The 20,297-nt window shown below is 66.7% G+C and carries 21 protein-coding genes; 16 read left to right on the top strand and 5 right to left on the bottom strand.

The genetic code is table 11. From position 1 onward, the window contains the following. Positions 1 to 110 precede the first annotated feature (110 nt). The 9 genes from phnG (at position 111) to AWB66_RS10275 (ending at position 7,440) form a co-directional block, all read left to right on the top strand. Complete coding sequence (gene phnG, locus AWB66_RS10235; RefSeq protein WP_087630177.1) at positions 111 to 599, top strand: phosphonate C-P lyase system protein PhnG; 489 nt, start codon at positions 111 to 113, stop codon at positions 597 to 599. Between the two features lie 35 nt (positions 600 to 634). Continuing rightward, on the top strand, positions 635 to 1,240 hold the full coding sequence (phnH, locus tag AWB66_RS10240) for a phosphonate C-P lyase system protein PhnH (protein WP_235021072.1): 606 nt from the start codon (positions 635 to 637) through the stop codon (positions 1,238 to 1,240). Next, entirely contained in the window at positions 1,240 to 2,328 is a 1,089-nt protein-coding gene (locus tag AWB66_RS10245; protein ID WP_087630179.1) for a carbon-phosphorus lyase complex subunit, read from the top strand. The genes phnH and AWB66_RS10245 overlap by 1 nt, the downstream gene beginning before the upstream one ends. Further along, entirely contained in the window at positions 2,325 to 3,197 is an 873-nt protein-coding gene (locus tag AWB66_RS10250) for an alpha-D-ribose 1-methylphosphonate 5-phosphate C-P-lyase PhnJ (RefSeq protein WP_087630180.1), read from the top strand. Before AWB66_RS10245 ends, AWB66_RS10250 begins: the two co-directional genes overlap by 4 nt. Next, positions 3,194 to 3,964, top strand: coding sequence for a phosphonate C-P lyase system protein PhnK (phnK, locus tag AWB66_RS10255; protein WP_087630181.1), 771 nt, complete (start codon positions 3,194 to 3,196; stop codon positions 3,962 to 3,964). Before AWB66_RS10250 ends, phnK begins: the two co-directional genes overlap by 4 nt. Before the next feature lie 10 nt (positions 3,965 to 3,974). Next, on the top strand, positions 3,975 to 4,760 hold the full coding sequence (phnL, locus tag AWB66_RS10260; RefSeq protein WP_087630182.1) for a phosphonate C-P lyase system protein PhnL: 786 nt from the start codon (positions 3,975 to 3,977) through the stop codon (positions 4,758 to 4,760). Next, on the top strand, positions 4,754 to 5,884 hold the full coding sequence (locus tag AWB66_RS10265; RefSeq protein ID WP_087630183.1) for an alpha-D-ribose 1-methylphosphonate 5-triphosphate diphosphatase: 1,131 nt from the start codon (positions 4,754 to 4,756) through the stop codon (positions 5,882 to 5,884). Before phnL ends, AWB66_RS10265 begins: the two co-directional genes overlap by 7 nt. 258 nt (positions 5,885 to 6,142) lie before the next feature. Then, a complete protein-coding gene (locus AWB66_RS10270; protein ID WP_125469705.1) occupies positions 6,143 to 6,580 on the top strand; it encodes a hypothetical protein in 438 nt (145 codons plus the stop codon). Positions 6,581 to 6,663: 83 nt separating this feature from the next. Further along, the gene (locus AWB66_RS10275) at positions 6,664 to 7,440 is read left to right on the top strand and encodes an SDR family oxidoreductase (protein WP_087630184.1); all 777 of its coding nucleotides are present in this window, start codon (positions 6,664 to 6,666) and stop codon (positions 7,438 to 7,440) included. Between the two features lie 10 nt (positions 7,441 to 7,450). On the opposite strand, the gene AWB66_RS10280 is transcribed toward AWB66_RS10275, so the two are convergent. Next, on the bottom strand, positions 7,451 to 7,681 hold the full coding sequence (locus AWB66_RS10280; RefSeq protein ID WP_087630185.1) for a hypothetical protein: 231 nt from the start codon (positions 7,679 to 7,681) through the stop codon (positions 7,451 to 7,453). Between the two features lie 248 nt (positions 7,682 to 7,929). Here AWB66_RS10280 and AWB66_RS10285 point away from each other — a divergent pair, with 248 nt between their 5' ends. The 7 genes from AWB66_RS10285 to AWB66_RS10315 all read left to right on the top strand — a co-directional run bounded on the left by AWB66_RS10285 (position 7,930) and on the right by AWB66_RS10315 (position 16,257). Continuing rightward, positions 7,930 to 9,930: a sigma-54-dependent Fis family transcriptional regulator gene (locus AWB66_RS10285; protein ID WP_087630186.1), complete on the top strand. Its 2,001-nt coding sequence runs from the start codon at positions 7,930 to 7,932 to the stop codon at positions 9,928 to 9,930. 231 nt (positions 9,931 to 10,161) lie between these two features. Next, entirely contained in the window at positions 10,162 to 11,226 is a 1,065-nt protein-coding gene (locus AWB66_RS10290; RefSeq protein ID WP_087630187.1) for an ATP-NAD kinase family protein, read from the top strand. Positions 11,227 to 11,265: 39 nt separating this feature from the next. Beyond that, on the top strand, positions 11,266 to 12,267 hold the full coding sequence (locus AWB66_RS10295) for a thiamine pyrophosphate-dependent dehydrogenase E1 component subunit alpha (RefSeq protein WP_087630188.1): 1,002 nt from the start codon (positions 11,266 to 11,268) through the stop codon (positions 12,265 to 12,267). Between the two features lie 24 nt (positions 12,268 to 12,291). Then, complete coding sequence (locus AWB66_RS10300; protein WP_087630189.1) at positions 12,292 to 13,308, top strand: alpha-ketoacid dehydrogenase subunit beta; 1,017 nt, start codon at positions 12,292 to 12,294, stop codon at positions 13,306 to 13,308. Next, positions 13,308 to 14,420, top strand: coding sequence for an acetoin dehydrogenase dihydrolipoyllysine-residue acetyltransferase subunit (locus tag AWB66_RS10305; protein ID WP_087630190.1), 1,113 nt, complete (start codon positions 13,308 to 13,310; stop codon positions 14,418 to 14,420). The genes AWB66_RS10300 and AWB66_RS10305 overlap by 1 nt, the downstream gene beginning before the upstream one ends. A 199-nt stretch (positions 14,421 to 14,619) precedes the next feature. Next, positions 14,620 to 15,378: a lipoyl protein ligase domain-containing protein gene (locus AWB66_RS10310; RefSeq protein WP_087630191.1), complete on the top strand. Its 759-nt coding sequence runs from the start codon at positions 14,620 to 14,622 to the stop codon at positions 15,376 to 15,378. A 48-nt stretch (positions 15,379 to 15,426) separates the two neighbouring features. Continuing rightward, complete coding sequence (locus tag AWB66_RS10315) at positions 15,427 to 16,257, top strand: hypothetical protein (protein ID WP_087630192.1); 831 nt, start codon at positions 15,427 to 15,429, stop codon at positions 16,255 to 16,257. A 126-nt stretch (positions 16,258 to 16,383) separates the two neighbouring features. Here AWB66_RS10315 and modC read toward each other — a convergent pair whose 3' ends face one another. The 4 genes from modC to AWB66_RS10335 form a co-directional block, all read right to left on the bottom strand. Then, the gene (gene modC, locus AWB66_RS10320; protein ID WP_200818960.1) at positions 16,384 to 17,505 is read right to left on the bottom strand and encodes a molybdenum ABC transporter ATP-binding protein; all 1,122 of its coding nucleotides are present in this window, start codon (positions 17,503 to 17,505) and stop codon (positions 16,384 to 16,386) included. A 23-nt stretch (positions 17,506 to 17,528) separates the two neighbouring features. Further along, entirely contained in the window at positions 17,529 to 18,209 is a 681-nt protein-coding gene (gene modB, locus AWB66_RS10325) for a molybdate ABC transporter permease subunit (RefSeq protein WP_087630194.1), read from the bottom strand. Positions 18,210 to 18,219: 10 nt separating this feature from the next. Continuing rightward, entirely contained in the window at positions 18,220 to 18,951 is a 732-nt protein-coding gene (modA, locus tag AWB66_RS10330) for a molybdate ABC transporter substrate-binding protein (RefSeq protein ID WP_235021081.1), read from the bottom strand. 130 nt (positions 18,952 to 19,081) lie between these two features. Further along, positions 19,082 to 20,290 (bottom strand): CaiB/BaiF CoA transferase family protein, encoded by a 1,209-nt coding sequence (locus tag AWB66_RS10335; RefSeq protein ID WP_087630196.1) that lies wholly within the window; start codon positions 20,288 to 20,290, stop codon positions 19,082 to 19,084. Between the last annotated feature and the right edge of the window lie 7 nt (positions 20,291 to 20,297).

Below are 20,297 nucleotides of genomic sequence, written 5' to 3' on the forward strand. Positions count from 1 at the left end.
CAGTCTAAATATCCGCATGTGGAAACGTCTAGACGACCAGATGAAACAACGGGTATGGTAAACGAATCCGAACGCATGTTGAACCTGAGTCACCCACGACGAGGAAAGCGATGAAAACGTCTGCACAGCCGCCGCACGCGGCTGGCCGAATGGCGCGGCGCGAATGGATGGCGGTGCTGGCGCGCGCGCCGCGCGAGCAGTTGAAGGACGCGCTGGATGCCGCGCTCGAAGCGGCGCCGCCCGCGTTCGACTGGTTGCGTGCGCCGGAGATCGGGCTTGCGATGGTGCGCGGGCGCATCGGCGGAACGGGCGATGCGTTCAATCTCGGCGAAGTCACGGTGACGCGCGCGACGCTGCGTCTGCGCATGGAAAACGGCAGCGCGCCGGTCGGCTTCGCGGTGCACATGGGGCGCGACAAGGAGCGCGCGACACTCGCCGCGCTCGTCGACGCGCTGTTGCAGGTGCCCGCCTTCGAGGCGCGTCTGCGTGAGCGCGTGATCGCACCGCTTGCGGCGCGCGTCGCCGAACGCCGTGCGGACAAGGAGGCGCAGGCCGCCCGCACGAAGGTCGAATTTTTCACGATGGTGAGGGGAGACTGATGCACGCAGTCAATCGAACGAATCGAACGGATCGCATGATCATCGACATGGCGTCGCTGTTGCCGGGCTTTCGCGACGTCGTGCACGATTCGCAGGCGGTCTTTCGCGCGCTACTCGACGCACTTGCGCGGCCGGGCAGCATCGTGTCGATCGACGCGGCGCTCGGAGAAACCGCGCCGCGCGCCCGCGTTCAGCGGGCGGCGTTCGCATCGTTGCTCGCACTCGCCGATTATTCGACGCCCGTGTATCTGCACGACGACGACCGTGCGCTCGGCGATGCCGTGCGCTTTCACACGGGCGCGCCGCTGACCGCCAATCGCGCTCAGGCGGTCTTTGCATACGTGAACGACGCGCGCACGATGCCGTCGCTCGATTCGTTCGCGGCGGGTGAGCCCGAGTCGCCGGAAAACGCGGCGACGCTCTTCATCCAGGTCGATTCGCTCGACGCAGGCACGCCGCTCACGTGGCGCGGCCCGGGTATCCGCGAAGCGCGCACGGTCGCCATCGACGGCCTGCCGCCGCGCTTCTGGCACGAACGCGCCGCGCTCGCAGCGCTCTTCCCGTGCGGCATCGATTGCTACTTCGTCGCCGGCGGCTCGCTCGTCGGATTGCCGCGCACGACTCACGTGGAGGTGAACTGATGTACGTCGCTGTCAAAGGCGGAGAACGGGCCATCGAGCGCTCGTGGGACTTGCTCGCCTCGAAGCGTCGCGGCGAACCGTCGGTGCCCGAACTTTCGGTCGCGCAGATTCGCGAGCAGTTGCGCCTCGCCGTCGCGCGCGTGATGAGCGAAGGCTCGGTCTACGACGAAGAACTCGCCGCGCTCGCGATCAAGCAGGCTGCGGGCGATCTGGTCGAGGCGATCTTCCTGTTGCGCGCCTACCGCACGACGCTGCCGCGTTTCGGCTACACGCTGCCGCTGGATACCGAGGCGATGTCCATCGAGCGGCGCATTTCCGCTGCGTTCAAGGACATTCCTGGCGGCCAGATGCTCGGCGGCACTTACGATTACACGCAGCGTCTGCTCGACTTCACGCTGCTCGCGGAAGGCGCCGACACGTCCCGCTCTGAAACGGCGGCGGTACAGGCAGAGCCCATGCCGCGCGTGCTCGCGGTGCTCGACAAGGAAGGCCTGATCGAGCAGGAAGCGCCGTCGCCCGATGCAGCTGAACCCGGCGATCTTTCGCGCGAACCGCTGACGTTCCCCGTCGACCGGACGACCCGCCTGCAAAATCTCGCGCGTGCGGACGAGGGCTTCCTGCTCGCGATCGGCTATGCGACGCAGCGCGGCTATGCGCACAGCCATCCGTTCGCGGGCGAGATCCGCAACGGCGAAGTCGCGGTGGAGATGGACATCGACGAACTCGGCTTCGCCGTCGACATCGGCGATATCGAAGTGACCGAATGCCAGATGATCAACCAGTTCGCGGGCAGCGGCGACGTGCCGCCGGCGTTCACGCAAGGCTATGGGCTCGCGTTCGGCCACTCGGAGCGAAAAGCGATGGCGATGGCGCTCGTCGACCGCGCGCTGCGTGCGGAGGACCTCGGCGAGACGGTCGGGTCGCCGACGCAAGACCCGGAATTCGTGCTGTATCACAGCGACAATGTCGAAGCGTCGGGTTTCGTGCAGCATCTGAAATTGCCGCACTATGTCGATTTCCAGTCGGAGCTGGAATTGCTGCGGCGTCTGCGCGGCGCACAGCGCAAGGAACAGGAGAAAGCCGCATGAACGCCCGCCAGGAGTCCAACGAACTGGCCGAAGGCTATAACTTCGCCTACCTCGACGAGCAGACCAAGCGCATGATCCGGCGCTCGCTCCTGAAGGCGGTCGCGGTGCCCGGCTACCAGGTGCCGTTCGCGTCGCGCGAAATGCCGTTGCCCTACGGCTGGGGCACGGGCGGTTTGCAGGTGACGTCCGCGATCATCGGCCGCGACGATACGCTCAAGGTGATCGACCAGGGCTCCGACGAAACGACGAACGCGGTCAACATCCGGCGCTTCTTCGCGCGCACCGCAGGGGTGGCGACCACCACGCACACCGGCGATGCCACCATCGTGCAGACGCGCCACCGCATTCCCGAGACGCCGCTCACCGACGCACAGATCATCGTTTATCAGGTGCCGATGCCCGAGCCGCTCTTCAAGCTCGAACCGCGCGTGATGGAGTGCCGCAAGCTCCATGCGCTCGCCGACTACGGTCTCATCAACGTGAAATATTATGAGGATATCGTGCAGCACGGCAGCATCGCGACGACCTACGATTACCCGGTGCTCGTGAACGACCGCTATCTGACGTCGCCTTCGCCGATCCCCAAATTCGACAATCCGAAGATGCACATGAACCCCGCTTTGCAACTGTTCGGCGCGGGCCGCGAGCGACGCATCTACGCGATCCCGCCCTACACGAAAGTGAAGAGCCTCGATTTCGAAGATCACCCGTTCAGCGTTCAGCACTGGGATCACGAATGCGCGCTGTGCGGTTCGCGCGAAAGCTTCCTCGACGAAATGATCGTCGACGATGCGGGCAAGCGCATGTTCGTCTGCTCCGACAGCGACTATTGCCACAGCCGCCGCGATGAAGTGGAGAGCAAGCCATGACACCGCTCCTCACCGCACGCGGCCTCACCAAACGCTACGACGGCCGTGGCGGCTGCATCGACATCGATCTCGATCTGTATCCCGGCGAAGTGTTGTGCATCGTCGGGGAATCGGGCTCGGGTAAATCCACGCTGCTCAACGCGCTCGCGCTGCGCACGCCATCGCAGGCTCACATGCTGCGCTATCGCACCAAAGACGCGGAAACGCTCGATCTGATCGCGCTGCCCGAAGCGCGGCGGCGGCTTCTCTCGCGCACCGAATGGGGTTTCGTGCATCAGAACGCACGCGACGGCCTGCGCCACGGCGTCTCGGCGGGCGCGAACATCGGCGAGCCGCTGATGGCGATCGGCGCGCGCCACTATGGCAAGTTGCGCGAGACGGCATCCGACTGGATGGCGCGCGTCGAGCTCGATGCCGCGCGCATCGACGAACTGCCTTCCGCGTTCTCCGGCGGCATGCAGCAGCGCCTGCAGATCGCGCGTAATCTCGTCACCGGTCCGCGCCTCGTGTTCATGGACGAACCGACTGCGGGCCTCGACGTCTCCGTGCAGGCGCGACTGCTCGACCTCTTGCGCACGCTCACGAACAAGCTGCATCTCGCCGCGCTGATCGTCACGCACGATATCGGCGTGGCGCGTCTGCTCGCGCATCGGCTGATGGTGATGAAGGACGGCCGCGTGGTCGAGAGCGGCCTCACGGATCAGGTGCTCGACGATCCGCAACATCCCTATACGCAGACGCTGGTCGCGTCCGTGCTGCCCGTCTGAGGTGCGACGAATGAACGCCAATACCGATTTTTCACACGAACTCGCGTTCGCCGAAAACACGGCGCTGATGCTGCGCGCCCGCGACATCACCAAGCGCTTCACGCTTCATCAACAGGGCGGCGTGCGCATCGCGGCGCTCTCTGGCGTATCGCTCGACGTCTCACGCGGCGAGTGCGTGGTGCTTGCCGGACCTTCGGGCGCGGGCAAGAGCACGCTGCTGCGCTGCATGTACGGCAACTACCTCGCGACGAGCGGCTCCATCGCGATCCGCGACGACAGCCGTCCCTCGCACCATGTCTCGCTGACGGACGCCGCGCCGCACGACGTGATCCGCCTGCGCACGACGACGATGGGCTATGTCAGCCAATTTCTGCGCGCGATCCCGCGCGTGTCGTCGCTCGATCTGGTGAGCGAGCCGCTGATCTCGCGCGGTGTCGCCGAAGAGGAGGCGCGCGCGCGTGCGCGCGCGCTGCTCGAACGGCTCAATGTACCGCGCCGGCTCTGGATGCTCGCGCCCGCGACGTTCTCCGGCGGCGAGCAGCAGCGCGTGAACATCGCGCGCGGGCTGATCGCCGAGCAGCCGCTTTTGCTGCTCGACGAACCGACCGCTTCACTCGATGCGGAAAACCGCGACGTGGTCGCGGGCCTGATCGTCGAGGCGCGCGAGAAGGGCGCGGCGATCGTCGGCATCTTCCACGACGAGGACACGCGCGAGCGCGTCGCGACCCGAACCGTCAGGCTCGAAGCGCTGCCTGCGCAAGTCGAACACAACACCGGAGTCTTTCAGACATGCTGATCAGCAATGCGCGCATCGTGACGCGCGACGAAGAATTCATCGGCGTGGTGCGCATCGAGGATGGCCGCATCGCGGAGGTCGCGCCGGGCGGCACGTCGGCGCGCGAGGCGGAAGACTGGAACGGCGATTACCTGCTGCCCGGACTCGTCGAATTGCATACCGACAACATCGAAAAGCATCTCGCGCCGCGCCCCGGCGTGCTGTGGAATCACGAGGCGGCCATTCTGGTGCACGACGCGCAGGTGGCGGCGGCCGGCATCACGACCGTCTTCGATGCGCTCGGCATCGGCTCGCGCCAGGACAGCCTGCGCGAGCGCGACATTCAGACGAATTGCGCGCGGTCGATCGACAGCTTCACGCGGCGCGGCCTCCTGCGCGCCGATCACTTCCTGCATCTGCGCTGCGAACTGGCGACGCCCGATGTCGTCGAGATTTTCGACTCGTTGAGCGCGCATCCGCTCCTGCAACTCGCGTCGGTGATGGATCACACGCCGGGACAGCGACAGTGGCACGATCCGGTGCAGTGGCGCCGCTATCAGGAGCGCAACGGCAAGATGACCGACGAGCGCGCGAACGAAGTCGTCGAAACGCTCGCCGCCGATCAGCGCCGTTTCGCCGCGCTGCATCGCGAGCAGATCGTTGCGCGTTGCAAGTCGCTCGGCGTGGCGCTCGCGAGTCATGACGACACGCTCGTGGAGCACGTCGAGGAAGCCGCGCGCGACGGCATCGTGCTCTCCGAATTTCCGACCACGCGCGCGGCGGCGCAAGCGGCGCACGCGCACGGCATCGCGACGATCATGGGCGCGCCGAACGTCGTGCGCGGCGGCTCGCATTCGGGCAACGTGTCGGCGCTCGCGCTCGCGGAGGAAGGCTTGCTCGACATCCTCTCGTCGGATTACGTGCCGTCATCGCTCCTGATCGGCGCGTTCGAACTCGTCGAGAAGGCCGGCTGGACACTGCCGCGCGCGATCGCGACGGTCTCGTCGGCGCCCGCGCGCGCAGCGGGTTTGACCGATCGCGGCGCCATCGCGCCGGGACTGCGCGCCGATTTCGTGCGCGTGGTCGCGGCGGGTGCGTTGCCGGTGCCGCGCGCCACTTTCAAGCGCGGCGAGCGCGTGAGCTGACGAAGTCAGCGGCGCACGAGCAGGCGTTTGCAATCCGGTGACGACGCCATTGCAAAAAGGGACTGAGGTTTGCCGTACAGACGTCGGGGCGGCAAACGCGGGAAGCTGAAGATACCCGCCCGGCTCGCGTCATCGGCGAATCGTCCGGGCGAGTCTCGCGCCAGGTCTCCGGCGCCGTTTCGAAAGTTGAAATTGGCGCGCTTGTTGCATCGATCCTGACGCCTCGTTTCGTCAGAAAACGTTCGACGCATAGCCGCCATGAATCAGGGCCTCACTTTCTTCGCGGGCGCGCTCGCTTTGGCGACCCTCCCGGTCGCCGCATACGGGCACGCGCTCGATCGTCCGCTCGACTGCAAGTCGAGCGCGCACACTTTCATCGCGCCGCTCGTCAGCTCGCAATCTATCGAAGCGACGCCGATGCGCGTCGAAGCAAACTCCGTCAATGCGTTCCGGCCGACGCGCGGCAGCGACCTCACCGCGTTCGGCTATCGCGTGTACGCGGTGCTCGGCTACGAGCGCGGCGACGCGATGTTCAAGCAGGGCACCGGTCAGCCGCTGACCGAATCGGCGTATGGCGTCGTGGTGCAGGGCCCGGCCGAGACGGTCGAGGAACGCGTGCGCGCGTCGGGCAGCGACGCCGTCGTGCATCAGGTGGTGCCGCTCGTGCTCACGGCCGTGTTTTGCGGCAAGCGGTAGAGGCCATCTGCGTGTGAATTGCGCTCACGTTTGGTAATGTCGGGTCTTTGGCACCACGGTGCGCACCCCTGGAGACTTCGGCAATGACTGACGCAAGCAACAAGAACCCACAGAACTCACGCATCGCGATCGTCACGGGCGCGGGCAGCGGCATCGGCCGGGCGGCGGCGCTCGCGCTGCTTGGCGACGGCTGGCGCGTCGCGCTCGTCGGACGCCGGACGGAACCGCTCGAAGCGGTCGTCGCCGAAGCGGCCGCGCAAGATCGCGCGGTCGCATTCCCGACCGATGTCGCCGATCCGGAAGCGGTCGCGCGTCTTTTCGCCTCCGTGGTCGAGCGCTTCGGCCGGCTTGATCTGCTGTTCAACAACGCTGGCGTCGGCAACCCGCCGGGCCCGTTCGAGGACTGGACGCCCGAGCAGTGGAAGGGCGTCGTCGACATCAATCTCAACGGGATGTTCTATTGCATCCAGAACGCGTTTCGCGTGATGCGCGCGCAGGACCCGATGGGCGGGCGCATCATCAACAACGGTTCGATCTCCGCGCACGCACCGCGTCCGAATTCGCTTGCCTACACGGCGACCAAGCACGCGGTCGCCGGACTGACGAAAACGGCTTCGCTCGACGGCCGCAAGTACGACATCGCGGTCGGCCAGATCGACGTCGGCAATGCGAAGACGGAACTGTCGCAGCGCATGGAGAAGGGCGTGCCGCAGGCGAACGGCGAGATCAAGCCCGAGCCGATGATGGATGTGCGCGTCGTCGGGCAGTCGGTGCTGTACATGGCGAATCTGCCGCTCGAAGCCAACGTGCTGTTTCACACGGTCATGGCGACCAAGATGCCGTTCGTCGGGCGCGGCTGAGTCCCGCTGCTTATTCCGACTTGTACCAGACCCGGATGCCCGAATACCAGTGACTGACGCTGGTATCGTCGCCGGCGCCGAACGTCGAGAGGCTCTCGACGTTCAGCACGTCGATGCCGTGCTCCGCGATCCACCGGTTCGCCCGCTCCACCAGCGCGGCGCCGTTCTCGTAGACGTTCCCCTTGATCAGGTGGTGTTGCACCACCTGCCGCTCGAAGTCCTCGAACGCGATCTTCGTCATCGTTGTCTCCAGTTATCAGGCACGCATCGGCGATGACCCGAGTCTATCAAAGGCTTGGCGCGTGCTTGGCGCGTATTACGAACGCGAAAGCTTTCGTGTGAATTAAACGCGTGCTGCGGTGCGGTTTGCCCAAGCATCACGCACTCGGATACAGTAGGAGTCCGTTCCGGACGATGAATGCGGGCAACCGAGGCGCTCGAAAGAAGCGCCCGCGCCGCGCCGGAAAAGGAGACACCAAGGAGAGCACGATGGACATGCGGCAACGCAAGCACATCGAGGCGGTCGTCGAAGCCACCACGCGCAATGCGCCGGTGGTCGCGGCGCGCACGCACGAGGCGATCATCGAGTCGTCGTGGCGGCGCTGCGTGCATCAGTACGGACTCGACCCGTCGCGGATGCAGGAGGCACGCATCCTGCCGCAGACGCGGCTGCGCGAGCACCAGCAGCGCATCGACGACTTCGCCCGCATCGCCCGCCACGGTCTTCAGACGCTGTACAGCCAGGTGGCCGGCCTTGGCTACGTCGTGCTGCTGACCGACGCGCAAGGCGTCACCGTCGACTATCTCGGCGACGCCAACACCGACGCGAGCCTGCGCCGCGCCGGTCTCTACCTCGGCGCGCAATGGAGCGAGAACGGCGCGGGCACCTGCGCGGTCGGCACCGCGCTCGCGACCGGCCAGGCACTGACGGTCCATCAGGTCGATCACTTCGACGCCACGCACATTCCGCTCACCTGCACCGCCGCGCCGCTTTTCGATTCGCTCGGCAGCCTGACCGCGATCCTCGACATATCCGCGCTGACCTCGCCGCAGGCGCGCGACAGCCAGAGCCTCGCGCTGCACTTGGTGCGCATCTACGCGAGCCACATCGAGAATGCCAATTTCCTGCGCGCACACCGTCAGGACTGGATTCTCAAGCTGAACGCGGCGCCGGAATTCCTCGATGTCGATCCTGATTTCCTGATCGCGCTCGATGCGAGTGGACGCGTCGTCGGGCACAACCGGCGCGCGCACGAAATGCTGGCGGCCGAGCACGGCCTGCGCGACGCATCGCTGCCTTCGCTGATCGGCACGGCGTTCGAGTCGCTGTTCGAAGCGCGGCTCGACGACCTCGGCCGCTTCGTCTACTCGCGTCCGAGCGAACTGCGCGCGCTCGCGCTCGCGAAGAGCGGCGCGCTCCTGTACTTGAGCGTGATGCCGCCCGCGCCGCTCTGGCAGCGGGGCGCGGCGTCCAAGGGCGGCCCGCCCGCTGCGCATGCCGCGAAGATTCCGCCGCCGCTCGCCGCGCTTTCCGGCGGCGATGCCGCGCTCGACCGTCAACTGGAACGCGCGGCGAAGCTCGTCGATTCGCCGATCAACCTGCTCATCAACGGCGAGACTGGCTCCGGCAAGGAATATTTCGCGAAGGCGCTGCATCAGGCGAGCGCGCGACGCGGCGGGCCGTTCGTCGCGGTCAACTGCGCGGCGATTCCGGAGACGCTGATCGAGAGCGAACTGTTCGGCCATCTGCCGAACAGCTTTTCCGGCGCGGGGCCGAAGGGCAAGCGCGGGCTGATCCAGGAAGCCGACGGCGGCACGCTTTTCCTCGACGAAATCGGCGACATGCCGCGCGAACTGCAGTCGCGCCTCTTGCGCGTGCTGGCGGAGGGCGAAGTGCTGGCGATCGGCGCGTCGCGGCCGGTGTCGGTCGACGTGCGCGTGGTTTCCGCGACGCATCATCCGCTCGACGATCTAATGAAGAGCGGTCGCTTCCGCGAAGATCTCTACTACCGGCTGAACGGTGCGCGCTTCACGCTGCCGCCGCTGCGCGAGCGCAGCGATCTCGACTGGCTGATCCAGAAGCTTCTGGCAGAAGCGCCGGGCGGGAAGGTCGCGCTTTCGCCATCGGCGCGTGACAGGCTGCATCGGCATCGTTGGCCGGGGAATCTGCGCGAGCTGTGCAACGCGCTGCGCTATGCGCGTGCGGTGTGCTCGGACGGGCATATCGACGTCGATGATCTGCCGGAGAACTTCGCTGAGCCAGTGGTGCCGCCATTGCCGGCGGTCGCCGCGCTAAGTACGCCCGAAGCGGAGTTCGATTCGCATCTGCTGCCGCCCGAAGGCATGCTGTTAATGCAGTACCTGCGCGCGGCGAGCTGGAACCTGAGCGCGGTGGCGCGGCAGATTGGCGTCAGCAGGATGACGCTGTATCGACGCATGGCGCGGTTTGGGATTCGTTCGCCTAATCAGCGCGATGGTGGTGCGCACTGACGCCGTTACGCCTGTACTCCCCCCGATACACCTGCCGCTGTGACACCTGTCACAGCGGCGTCTTCAGCAAGCCCGATTTCTTCGGGTAATCCCTCGACTTTCCCGCCTTGGAACGCCAATAACCGATTGGCATACCCCTTGCCTTGTAAAGCCGCAAACAAGACCGCAACAACTTGCATGTGACCCGAGTAGGCGCTAAAGCCCCAACTCCGGTCGACAAAGGAGACACGCATGCGCAACCCCGCGCCGGTACGGCCGCCGCTCGTCGGCATCATCGCGAATCCGATTTCCGCGCGCGACATTCGTCGCGTGATCGCGAACGCGAGCAGCCTGCAACTCGCCGACCGCGTCAACATCGTCCTGCGGCTCCTGAGCGCGCTGGCGGCGTGCGGCATCGAGCGCGTCATGATGATGCCCGACCGCGAAGGCCTCAAGGTCATGCTCGAACGCCATCTGTCGCGACGTCAGGGTCCGGACGCCGCGCTCGCCGCGGTCGACTGGCTCGACATGCCGGTGACCGCCCGCGTCGACGATACCTTCCGCGCCGCGCAACTCATGCGGGAGGCGGGCGTCGCGGCAATCGTCGTGCTCGGCGGCGACGGCACGCATCGCGCGGTCGTGCGCGAGTGCGGCGCGGTGCCGGTCGCGGGCCTCTCGACCGGCACCAACAACGCCTTCCCCGAAATGCGCGAGCCGACCATCGCCGGGCTCGCCGCCGGTCTCTACGCCGCGGGCCGCATCCCGTCGACCGACGCGCTCGTCCACAACAAGCGGCTCGACATCGAGATCCGCGATCCACAAGGCAACGTGCGCCGCGACATCGCGCTCGTCGATGCCGTCATCTCGCACGAGCATTTCATCGGCGCCCGCGCGCTGTGGAAGATTGACACGCTCGCCGCCGTCTACGTGTCCTACGCCGATCCGCAGGCGATTGGCCTCTCCGCCATCGCCGGACTCCTCGAACCCGTCGGGCGCCACGATCCGGGCGGCCTCGCCGTCGAACTCGCCGCGCCGGGCGAAGGCGAATTCGATCTCTGCGCGCCGATCGCGCCCGGCCTGATGTGCGCCGTGCCGATCGCGAGCTGGCAACGTCTTAGCGATGGCGTCCCGCAACGCGTGCGCCAGCGCTCCGGCATCGTCGCCCTCGACGGCGAGCGCGAGCTGGCCTTCTCCGCGAGCGACGAAGTCACCGTCACGCTGCGCGAAGGCGCATTCGCCAGCATCGACGTCGCCGCGTGCATGCGGTATGCCGCGCGCGCCGGATTGATGCGCCAGATCGCGCGCGTTCCGTCGTAACCGTTTTCTGCCCCACCACTTCCAACGAAGGAGACAGACATGACAGTCGGTTCAACGCAGCAGGACGCGGCGCTGCCGCTCGGCAAGGAGGAGCTGTTGAGCGTCTATCGGAAGATGCGCACGATCCGCGATTTCGAGGAGCGCCTGCACGTGGACTTCGGCCGCGGCGACATCCCCGGTTTCGTCCATCTCTACGCCGGCGAGGAAGCGGCCGGCGTCGGCATCATGCATCACCTGAACGACGGCGACCGCATCGCGAGCACGCATCGCGGACACGGCCACTGCATCGCGAAGGGCGTCGATCCCGTCGCGATGATGAAGGAGATCTACGGCAAGAAGGGCGGCTCGTGCAACGGCAAGGGCGGGTCGATGCACATCGCCGATTTGTCGAAGGGAATGATGGGCGCGAACGGCATTCTCGGCGCGGGCGCGCCGCTCATCTGCGGCGCGGCGCTCGCAGCCAAGTTTCGCGGCAAGGGCGAAGTCGGCATCACCTTCGCGGGCGACGGCGCGTCGAACCAGGGCACGTTCCTCGAAAGCCTGAACCTCGCGGCCGTGTGGAACCTGCCGGTGATCTTCGTCATCGAGAACAACGGTTATGCGGAATCGACGTCGCGCGAGTACGGCACGGCGGTGGACAGCTACGTCGACCGCGCGGCGGGCTTCGGCATTCCCGGCGTGACGGTGGACGGCACCGACTTCTTCGCCGTCCACGAAGCGGCGGGCGAAGTGATCCGGCGCGCGCGCGAAGGCGGCGGACCGGCGCTGCTCGAATGCAAGATGATCCGCTTCTACGGCCACTTCGAAGGCGATGCGCAGACCTATCGCGCGCCCGGCGAACTCGACGATATCCGCTCGAACAAGGATTGCCTGAAGAAGTTCGCGCACACGGTCACGCAGGCGGAAGTGATCACGCGCGCGGAACTCGATGCGATCGACCGTGACGTCGCCGCGCTGATCGAGCGCGCGGTGCAGGAAGCGAAGGATGCGCCGCAGCCGAGCGCCGCCGACCTGCTCACCGACGTGTACGTCAGCTACTGAACCCACGGCAAAGAGGAAACCATCATGGCCCGCAAACTGAGCATGAAGATGGCGATCAACGAAGCACTCGATCAGGAAATGACCCGCGACCCGAGCGTGATCGTGCTCGGCGAGGATATCGTCGGCGGAGCAGGCGCCGACGGCGAAAAGGACGCGTGGGGCGGCGTGCTCGGCGTCACGAAAGGACTGTACGCCAAGCACGGCGACCGCCTGCTCGACACGCCGCTTTCCGAATCCGCCTACGTGGGCGCGGCGATCGGCGCGGCCGCGTGCGGCATGCGGCCGGTGGCGGAACTGATGTTCATCGACTTCATGGGCGTCTGCTTCGACCAGATCTTCAATCAGGCCGCCAAGTTCCGCTACATGTTCGGCGGCAAGGCGGAAACGCCCGTCGTGATCCGCGCGATGGTGGGCGCGGGCTTTCGCGCGGCTGCGCAGCACAGCCAGATGCTCACGCCGCTCTTCACGCACATTCCGGGGCTGAAGGTCGTCTGTCCTTCCACGCCTTACGACACCAAAGGCCTGCTGATTCAGGCGATCCGCGACAACGACCCGGTGATCTTCTGCGAGCACAAGAACCTGTACGGTTTCGAAGGCGAAGTGCCCGAAAGCTCCTACGCGATTCCGTTCGGCGAAGCGAACATCGTGCGCGACGGCAAGGACGTGTCGATCGTCACTTACGGGCTGATGGTGCATCGCGCGCTCGAAGCGGCCGCGATGCTCGCGAAGGAAGGCATCGAAGTGGAGATCGTGGATTTGCGCACGCTTTCGCCGCTCGACATGGACACCGTGCTGGAATCGGTCGAGAACACGGGACGGCTCGTCGTTGTCGATGAAGCGAGTCCGCGCTGCAATATCGCCACGGACATTTCGGCGCAGGTCGCGCAGCAGGCGTTCGGCGCGCTGAAGGCGGCTATCGAAATGGTCGCGCCGCCGCATACGCCCGTGCCGTTCTCGCCGACGCTCGAAGACCTGTACATTCCGAGCGCCGCGCACATCGCGGACGCCGCGCGCAAGACCATGAAGGGAGGGAAACACTGATGGCCGACATCACTCCGATCGTCATGCCGAAGTGGGGCCTTTCGATGAAGGAAGGCACGGTGAACGCGTGGCTCGTCGACGAAGGGGCGCAGATCAGCGTCGGCCTGCCGATCCTCGACGTGGAAACCGACAAGATCGCCAACGCGGTCGAGGCGCCCGACGCGGGCACCTTGCGCCGCAAGGTCGCGCAGGCGGGCGAAGTGCTGCCGGTGAAGGCGCTGCTCGGCGTGCTCGCGCCCGCCGAAGTGAGCGACGCCGACATCGACGCCTACGTGGCGGGCTACGTGACGCCCGTCGACGAAGAAGGCGTCGACGACGAAGCCGCCGCCGCGTATCACTTCGTCGAAGTCGACGGCATCCGCGTGCGATACGCGAGCCGCGGCGAAGGCGACAAAACCGTGCTCTTCATCCACGGTTTCGGCGGCGATCTCGATAACTGGCTCTTCAATCTCGACGCCATCGCCGAGAAGAACAAGGTCGTCGCGCTCGATCTGCCCGCGCACGGCCAGTCGACGCCCAGGCTGCCCGGCACGACGCTCGAAGACCTCGCGCAGTTCGTGCTGCGCTTCATGGACACGCTCGACATCGAAGCGGCGCATCTCGTCGGCCATTCGATGGGCGGCGGGGTCGCCGCGCAGATGGCCGTCGACGCGCCCGCGCGCGTGTCGTCCGTCGCGCTGATTTCGCCTGCGGGGCTGGGCGAGGAGGTCAACAACGCCTATACGGAGGGCTTCGTCAGCGCGCAGTCGCGGCGCGACCTGAAACCGGTGGTCGAACTGCTCTTCGCCGATCCGGGGCTCGTCAGCCGCCAGATGCTCGACGACCTGCTGAAGTACAAGCGGCTCGACGGCGTCAGCGAAGCGCTGGGCGCGCTCGGCGCCAGTCTCTTCGCGAACGGCCGGCAGGGCGAGCAGCCCGGCGCGAAGCTCGCGGGAACGGGCAAGCGGGTGCTCGTCGTGTGGGGCGGGCAGGACCGGATCATTCCCGCCGCGCACGCCGCGAATGCGCCGGCGGGCGCGACCGTCAAGGTCTTCGACGACGCCGGTCACATGAGCCAGATGGAAAAAGCCAACGACGTCAATGCGCTGCTGAAACAGCATCTGGCGGGCTGATTGCGCTGAACCGACGGACACGGCACGCCGCCGTGTCCGTCGCTTTTCTCTGGCCGGCCGTCGTGCGCCGGCGCGCAAAGACGCGGCCGCATGGCGCGGTTCTTCGTTACCATGTTCGATGTGTCGGGCGATCGGCCAAGGCCGCTCGCCTCTTCGCCTCTTTGCATCTCGTCCATTCGCCGCGCTTATCGTCCGACCGATGCCCTTCGAAATCGTCAAACCCGCCGCCGATGCCGGCAATCCGCTCGACGCCGAAGAAGCGCTGCTTGCGCATGCGGCTGCGGGACGCGCGGTGGCGCATCTGTGGGAGGCGCCGGTTTCGCTCGTGGTGCCGCGCAGCTATCGGCGCTACGCCACGCTCGACGCGGCCCGCGACGCCTTCGCGCAGCGCGGCTGTCCGGTGTGGCTGCGCCTGTCGGGCGGCGGGCTGGTGCCGCAGGGGCCGGGCATCCTGAACCTGAGCCTCGCGTATCCGCTCGCGGGCACGATCGGCACGATGGCCGACGCCGTCTATCTGCATCTCTGCGCGATCCTGGCCGGCGCGCTGCACGGGCTCGGCATCGAGACGAACTGGCGGGAAGTGGAAGGCTCCTTTTGCGACGGCCGCTTCAACCTCGCATGGGGTCCGGCCGGCGATGCGCGCAAGATCGCCGGCACTGCGCAATACTGGCGTCGCGTGCCGCAGGCTGCGGGCACGCGCGACGAGCCGCTTTACGCGGTGCTCGCCCATGCGGTATTGCTCGTCGATGCGGATCCGCTCGAAATCAACCGGCGCGCCAACGACTTCGAGTCGCTGATCGGCAGCGGCCGGCACTACGAAGCCGACAAGGTGGTGAGCGTCGCAGACGCGCTCGGGCGACAGGGCACTTCCGACGATGCGGACCTTCGCGCGCGCGTGGCCCGCGCGCTCGAGGCGGCGGTCGTCGCGGCATCGCCGCCGCCGGTTCCATCGACTTGATGACGTCTTGATGCGCTAACGGCCTGTTCACCTGCCTGGAGATCCGCCTTGTCGCTCAGCCGAGTATCGAACGGGTTCTTCTTCGCGCTCTGGGTTGCGGTCTGCTCGGCCGCGCCGGAGTTCATCTGGCAGGGAATGTTGTCGGTCTTCGGCCACTTCACGCTGCGCGACGCCGCCGCGGCGCTCCTCATCGGCCTGATTCTCGCGTTCTTCGTCGAACCGCTGATCGAGCGGCTGCGCGCCCTGAGCCTCACGCCCGCGCACGCGAGCAAGAGCCCGGCGTTTGCCGCCTGCACGGCGATCGGCTTCGCGGTGGCGGCCGTCTGCGTGCACGAGGCGATCACCGTTTCCATCGCGGCGAACCATACCAACGAGCAGGCCGCGGTAAATCTGACGAACGCGCTCTCGCAAGCGCTCGAATGGGCCGCGACGCCGTTCGCGATCACCGTCGCCTGGCTCTCGGCGCGCGCGCGGCCGTGGATCGCGTGGAGCGTCGCGCTCGTGGCGGCGTTCGTGGCCGTGGTGTCCGGAATCGTATTCGAATGGGGGATGCTCGTCATCGTGACGAGCGCATTGCCGGGCATCCTCATTCTCGTCGCGGGCATGTTCGCGGTGCGCGGGAGCTGGGATCACCACACGTTCCGACGCTGCGCGCGCGTGACGGCGGTGACGGCGCTCGCGTGGCTCGTCGTGACGGGGGTGTTGCAGGCGGGACTGTCGCTCGCGCACGTGCAGCGGTTCGAGATCTACGACCTGAGCGAGTACTGGATCGACTTCCGGTTCTATCTGGGCTGGGTGGTCGGACTCGTGGTGGCGCCGGATTTCGTGGGCGCCCCGAGGACGCGGGCGTCGAGCGACGCGTGGCGCGGCAGGCGATGAGGCGGGCGAATATCGAGCGCCGACGCCGCGTCAGCTCGAAGGCGTCGGCGGTGGCGCATACGTTTTCGGCGCATTACGCGGGGAAGAAATTGCAAGGATCGCGAAGCGCGATCGCCCGCAGGCGAATCACGCCAGCAGCGACACCGCCTTGACCTGCGCCCACACCCGCGCGCCGACGCGCAAACCGAGGTGATCCGACGAATAGCGCGTGATGCGCGAGAGGAGCGGCGTGCCGTCGATGTCGAGCCGCACCGTCATCTGCGCGGGATCCGCGGCCGCTTCCATCGCGACGACCGTTGCGGGCAGCACGTTGAGCACGCTCGTGTCGCTCGCCGCGCTCGACGCGAGGCTCACGTCGCGCGCCCGGACGACGATGCGCATCGCCCGGCCCGCCGGCAACGCCGCATGCACGACCCGCAACGATGCGCCCGCGCCCGGCAGATCGAGCGTCAGGAGCCCGTAGGTTGCATCGTGCGCGCCGACCACGCCTTCGATCACGACCGACGCGTCGTCGGCCATCGTGATCGGCAGGTCGAGGCGCGCGAGCGTCTCCGCGATCGGGCCGCTCGCAAGCGCGCGACCGTTCTCCAGCAGCACGAGATGGTCGGCGAGCCGCGCCACTTCCTCGGGCGCGTGGCTGACGTAGAGGATCGGGATGTCGAGTTCGTCGTGCAGCCGTTCGAGATACGGGAGGATTTCGAGCTTGCGCTTCTGATCGAGCGACGCGAGCGGCTCATCAAGCAACAAGAGACGCGGACTCGCGAGCAGCGCACGCGCGATCCCGACGCGCTGTTTCTCGCCGCCCGACAGACCCGCCGGCATGCGATCGAGCAGATGGCCGATTCCGAGCAACTCGGCGGCCTGCGCGAGATCGACGCGCCGCGCCGTCGCGGGGACCCGGCTCATGCCATAGCGCAGATTGCGCTCGACCGTCAGGTGCGGGAAAAGGCTTGCCTCCTGGAAGACGTAGCCGAGCGGCCGCTTGTGCGTCGGCAGGACGATGCCTTTCGCGGTGTCGAGCCACGTTTCGCCGTTGACGCACAGACGCCCGCGCGCGGACCGCGTGAGGCCGGCGAGGCAGCGCAGAATCGTGGTCTTGCCGGAGCCCGAATGGCCGAAGAGCGCCGTGACGCCGCGTCCGGGCAGACGCACGTCGACGTCGAGCGTGAAGCCGCCTTGCTCGACCAGAAAGCGCGCCTCGATGCCTGCGGGCGCTTCGGCGGCGGCCGGAACTCGGGAATCACTCATCGTCATTCAGGGAAAAGCGAGCGTCAGACATAAGCGACGGGCGTGCGCCGGGTCGAATAGAGCGCGAGAAGCACGAGAAACGAGAACACGACCATGCCGCCCGCGAGCCAGTGCGCCTGCGCGTATTCGAGCGCCTCGACGTGATCGAAAATCTGCACCGACACCACGCGCGTGCGTCCCGGAATATTGCCGCCGATCATCAGCACGACGCCGAATTCGCCGACAGTGTGCGCGAAGCCGAGAATCGTCGCGGTCACGATGCCCGGGCGCGCGAGCGGCAGCACCACGGAGAAAAAGCAGTCCCAGGGGCTCGCGCGGAGCGTCGCGGCGGCTTCGAGCGGACGTTCGCCGATGGCTTCGAACGCGTTCTGCAACGGCTGCACGACGAACGGCATCGAATAAAGCACCGAGCCGACGACGAGCCCCGCGAACGTGAACGGCAAAAGACCCCAGCCGAGCGATTGCGTCAATTGCCCGACGTGGCCGTTCGGGCCCATCGCGACGAGCAGATAGAAGCCGATGACGGTCGGGGGCAGCACGAGCGGCAGCGCGACGATCGCGCCGACCGGCCCTTTCAGCCGAGAGCGCGTGCGCGCAAGCCACCACGCGAGCGGCGTGCCGACGATCAGCAGCAGCAGCGTCGCGAGCGAGGCGAGCTGGACCGTGAGCCAGATCGCTTCGAAGTCGGCAGGGGTGAGCGGCATCGTGCTTGGATTACAACTGGTAGCCGTACGACTTGATGACGGCGGCGGCCTTCGGCCCCTTCAGATAGTCGATGAATTGCTTTGCGACCGGATTGTCCTTGCCCTTGTTCAGGATCACGGCGTCCTGCTTGATCGGCTCATGCAGCGAAGCCGGCACGATCCACGCCGATCCGCTCGTGATCTTGCCGTTCTTGTAGATCTGCGACAGCGCGACGAAACCGAGTTCGGCATTGCCCGTCGCGATGAACTGCTGCGCCTGCGAGATGTTCTGCCCTTCGACGATCTTCGGTGCCACCGCCTGCGCGAGCCCGAGCTTGTCGAGCGCCTGCGTCGCGGCGAGGCCGTAGGGCGCGGTTTTGGGGTTCGCGATCGCGAGGTGCGTGAATTCGTTTTTCTTCAGCACGTCGCCGTTCGAATCGACGTAGCCGTCTTTCGCCGACCAGAGCGCAAGCGCGCCCGTCGCATACGTGAAGCGGCTGCCCCGCACCGTCATGCCCTCGGTTTCGAGTTTGGCGGGCGTGGAATCGTCGGCGGCGAGGAAGACTTCGAAAGGCGCGCCGTTCTTGATCTGCGCGTAGAACTGGCCGGTCGCGCCGAACGACGCGACCACCTTGTTGCCGGTGTCCTTTTCGAAGTCGGCTGCGATGGCCTGCACGGGCGCCGTGAAGTTGGCCGCTACGGCGACCTGCACCTCGCCGGCAAAGCCCGCGCTCGACGCAAGGGCGGACACGGCGACAACCAGCGCGCGGAAAAATCGAGCCTTCACGAACACCTCCTCAACGTGCATTGAAATCGAGAACCGTAATATAGCCGAATATATTGCGGATCGAACTCGATGCCCATGCGGAAGGCACGTTTTGTCGATATGACGGCTATACCACGCCGTCGTGCTTAAGCCGTGCGATCCGTTCCTCCGACAAACGGAGCAGCGACTGCAACACCTCGTTCGTGCCTTCGCTGAGCGTCGGCGGCGGGCGGCGCACCGGCAAGCGCGCGCCGTCGAACCGATAGGGCGGCGCGAGCACCGGCGTGCTGCCCGCTTCCGGATGCGGCTGGCGCGTGACCAGGCCGGCGTCGGCGGCGCGCTTCGAGGTGAGCGCTTCGTGCAGGCCGAGCACTTCGCCGCACGGAATGCCGGCTTTCGTCAGACGCGCGAGCAACAGCGCGCGCTCGCGCCGCGCGATTTCGCGATCGATTTCCGGCACGAGCACGTCCCGGTTCGCCGCGCGGCCGACGTTCGTGCGGAAACGCTCGTCGTCGGCGAGGTCGGGGCGCTCGATCACGTCGCGGCAAAAGCGCGCGAACTGCGCGTTGTTGCCGACCGTGACGACGAGCGGACCGTCGGCGGCATCGAACACGCCGTAGGGCACGATCGACGGATGCGCATTGCCGTAGCGCGGCGGGTCGCCGCCCAGGATCAGCGCTTCGAGTCCGTAGTACGCGGTGATCATCAGTCCGCAGTCGAAGAGCGCCATTTCGACGTGGCGTCCGCGCCCGGTCTTCTGCCGCTCGAAGAGCGCCGCCAGCACGGCCTGCGCGCCATACATGCCGGTGAAAAGATCGACGGCCGCGACGCCGAACTTGAGCGGCGGCTGGTGCGCTTCGCCGTTCATCGCCATCAGCCCGGCCTCGCCCTGCACGACGAGGTCGTAACCGGGACGCGCGGCCTCCGGCCCGCTGCGGTCGTAGCCGGAAATCGAGCAGTAGATCAGGTCGTCGCGTCCCCGGCGCAGTTGTTCATAACCGAGGCCCAGCTTCTCCGCGCCGCCAAACTTGAAATTCTGGATGACGACATCGCATTGCCGCGCGAGATCGCGCGCGATCTGTTGGCCCGCGGCGCTCTGCAAGTCGAGGCTCACCGACCGCTTGTTGCGGTTCACGCTGTTGAAATACGCGGTCTCGGTCGAGCCGACGCGCACGCCCCAGTCGCGCGTATCGTCGCCGCGTTCGGGATGTTCGAGCTTGATCACTTCGGCGCCAAGGTCGCCGAGCACCATCCCGCACCACGGTCCCGCGAGCACGCGGGAAAGATCGAGCACGCGCACGCCCGCGAGCGGCAGCGAGGAATTCGGATTCGACATGGACAGA

Source organism: Caballeronia telluris (assembly GCF_001544495.1).
Classification (GTDB): Bacteria; Pseudomonadota; Gammaproteobacteria; order Burkholderiales; family Burkholderiaceae; genus Caballeronia; species Caballeronia telluris.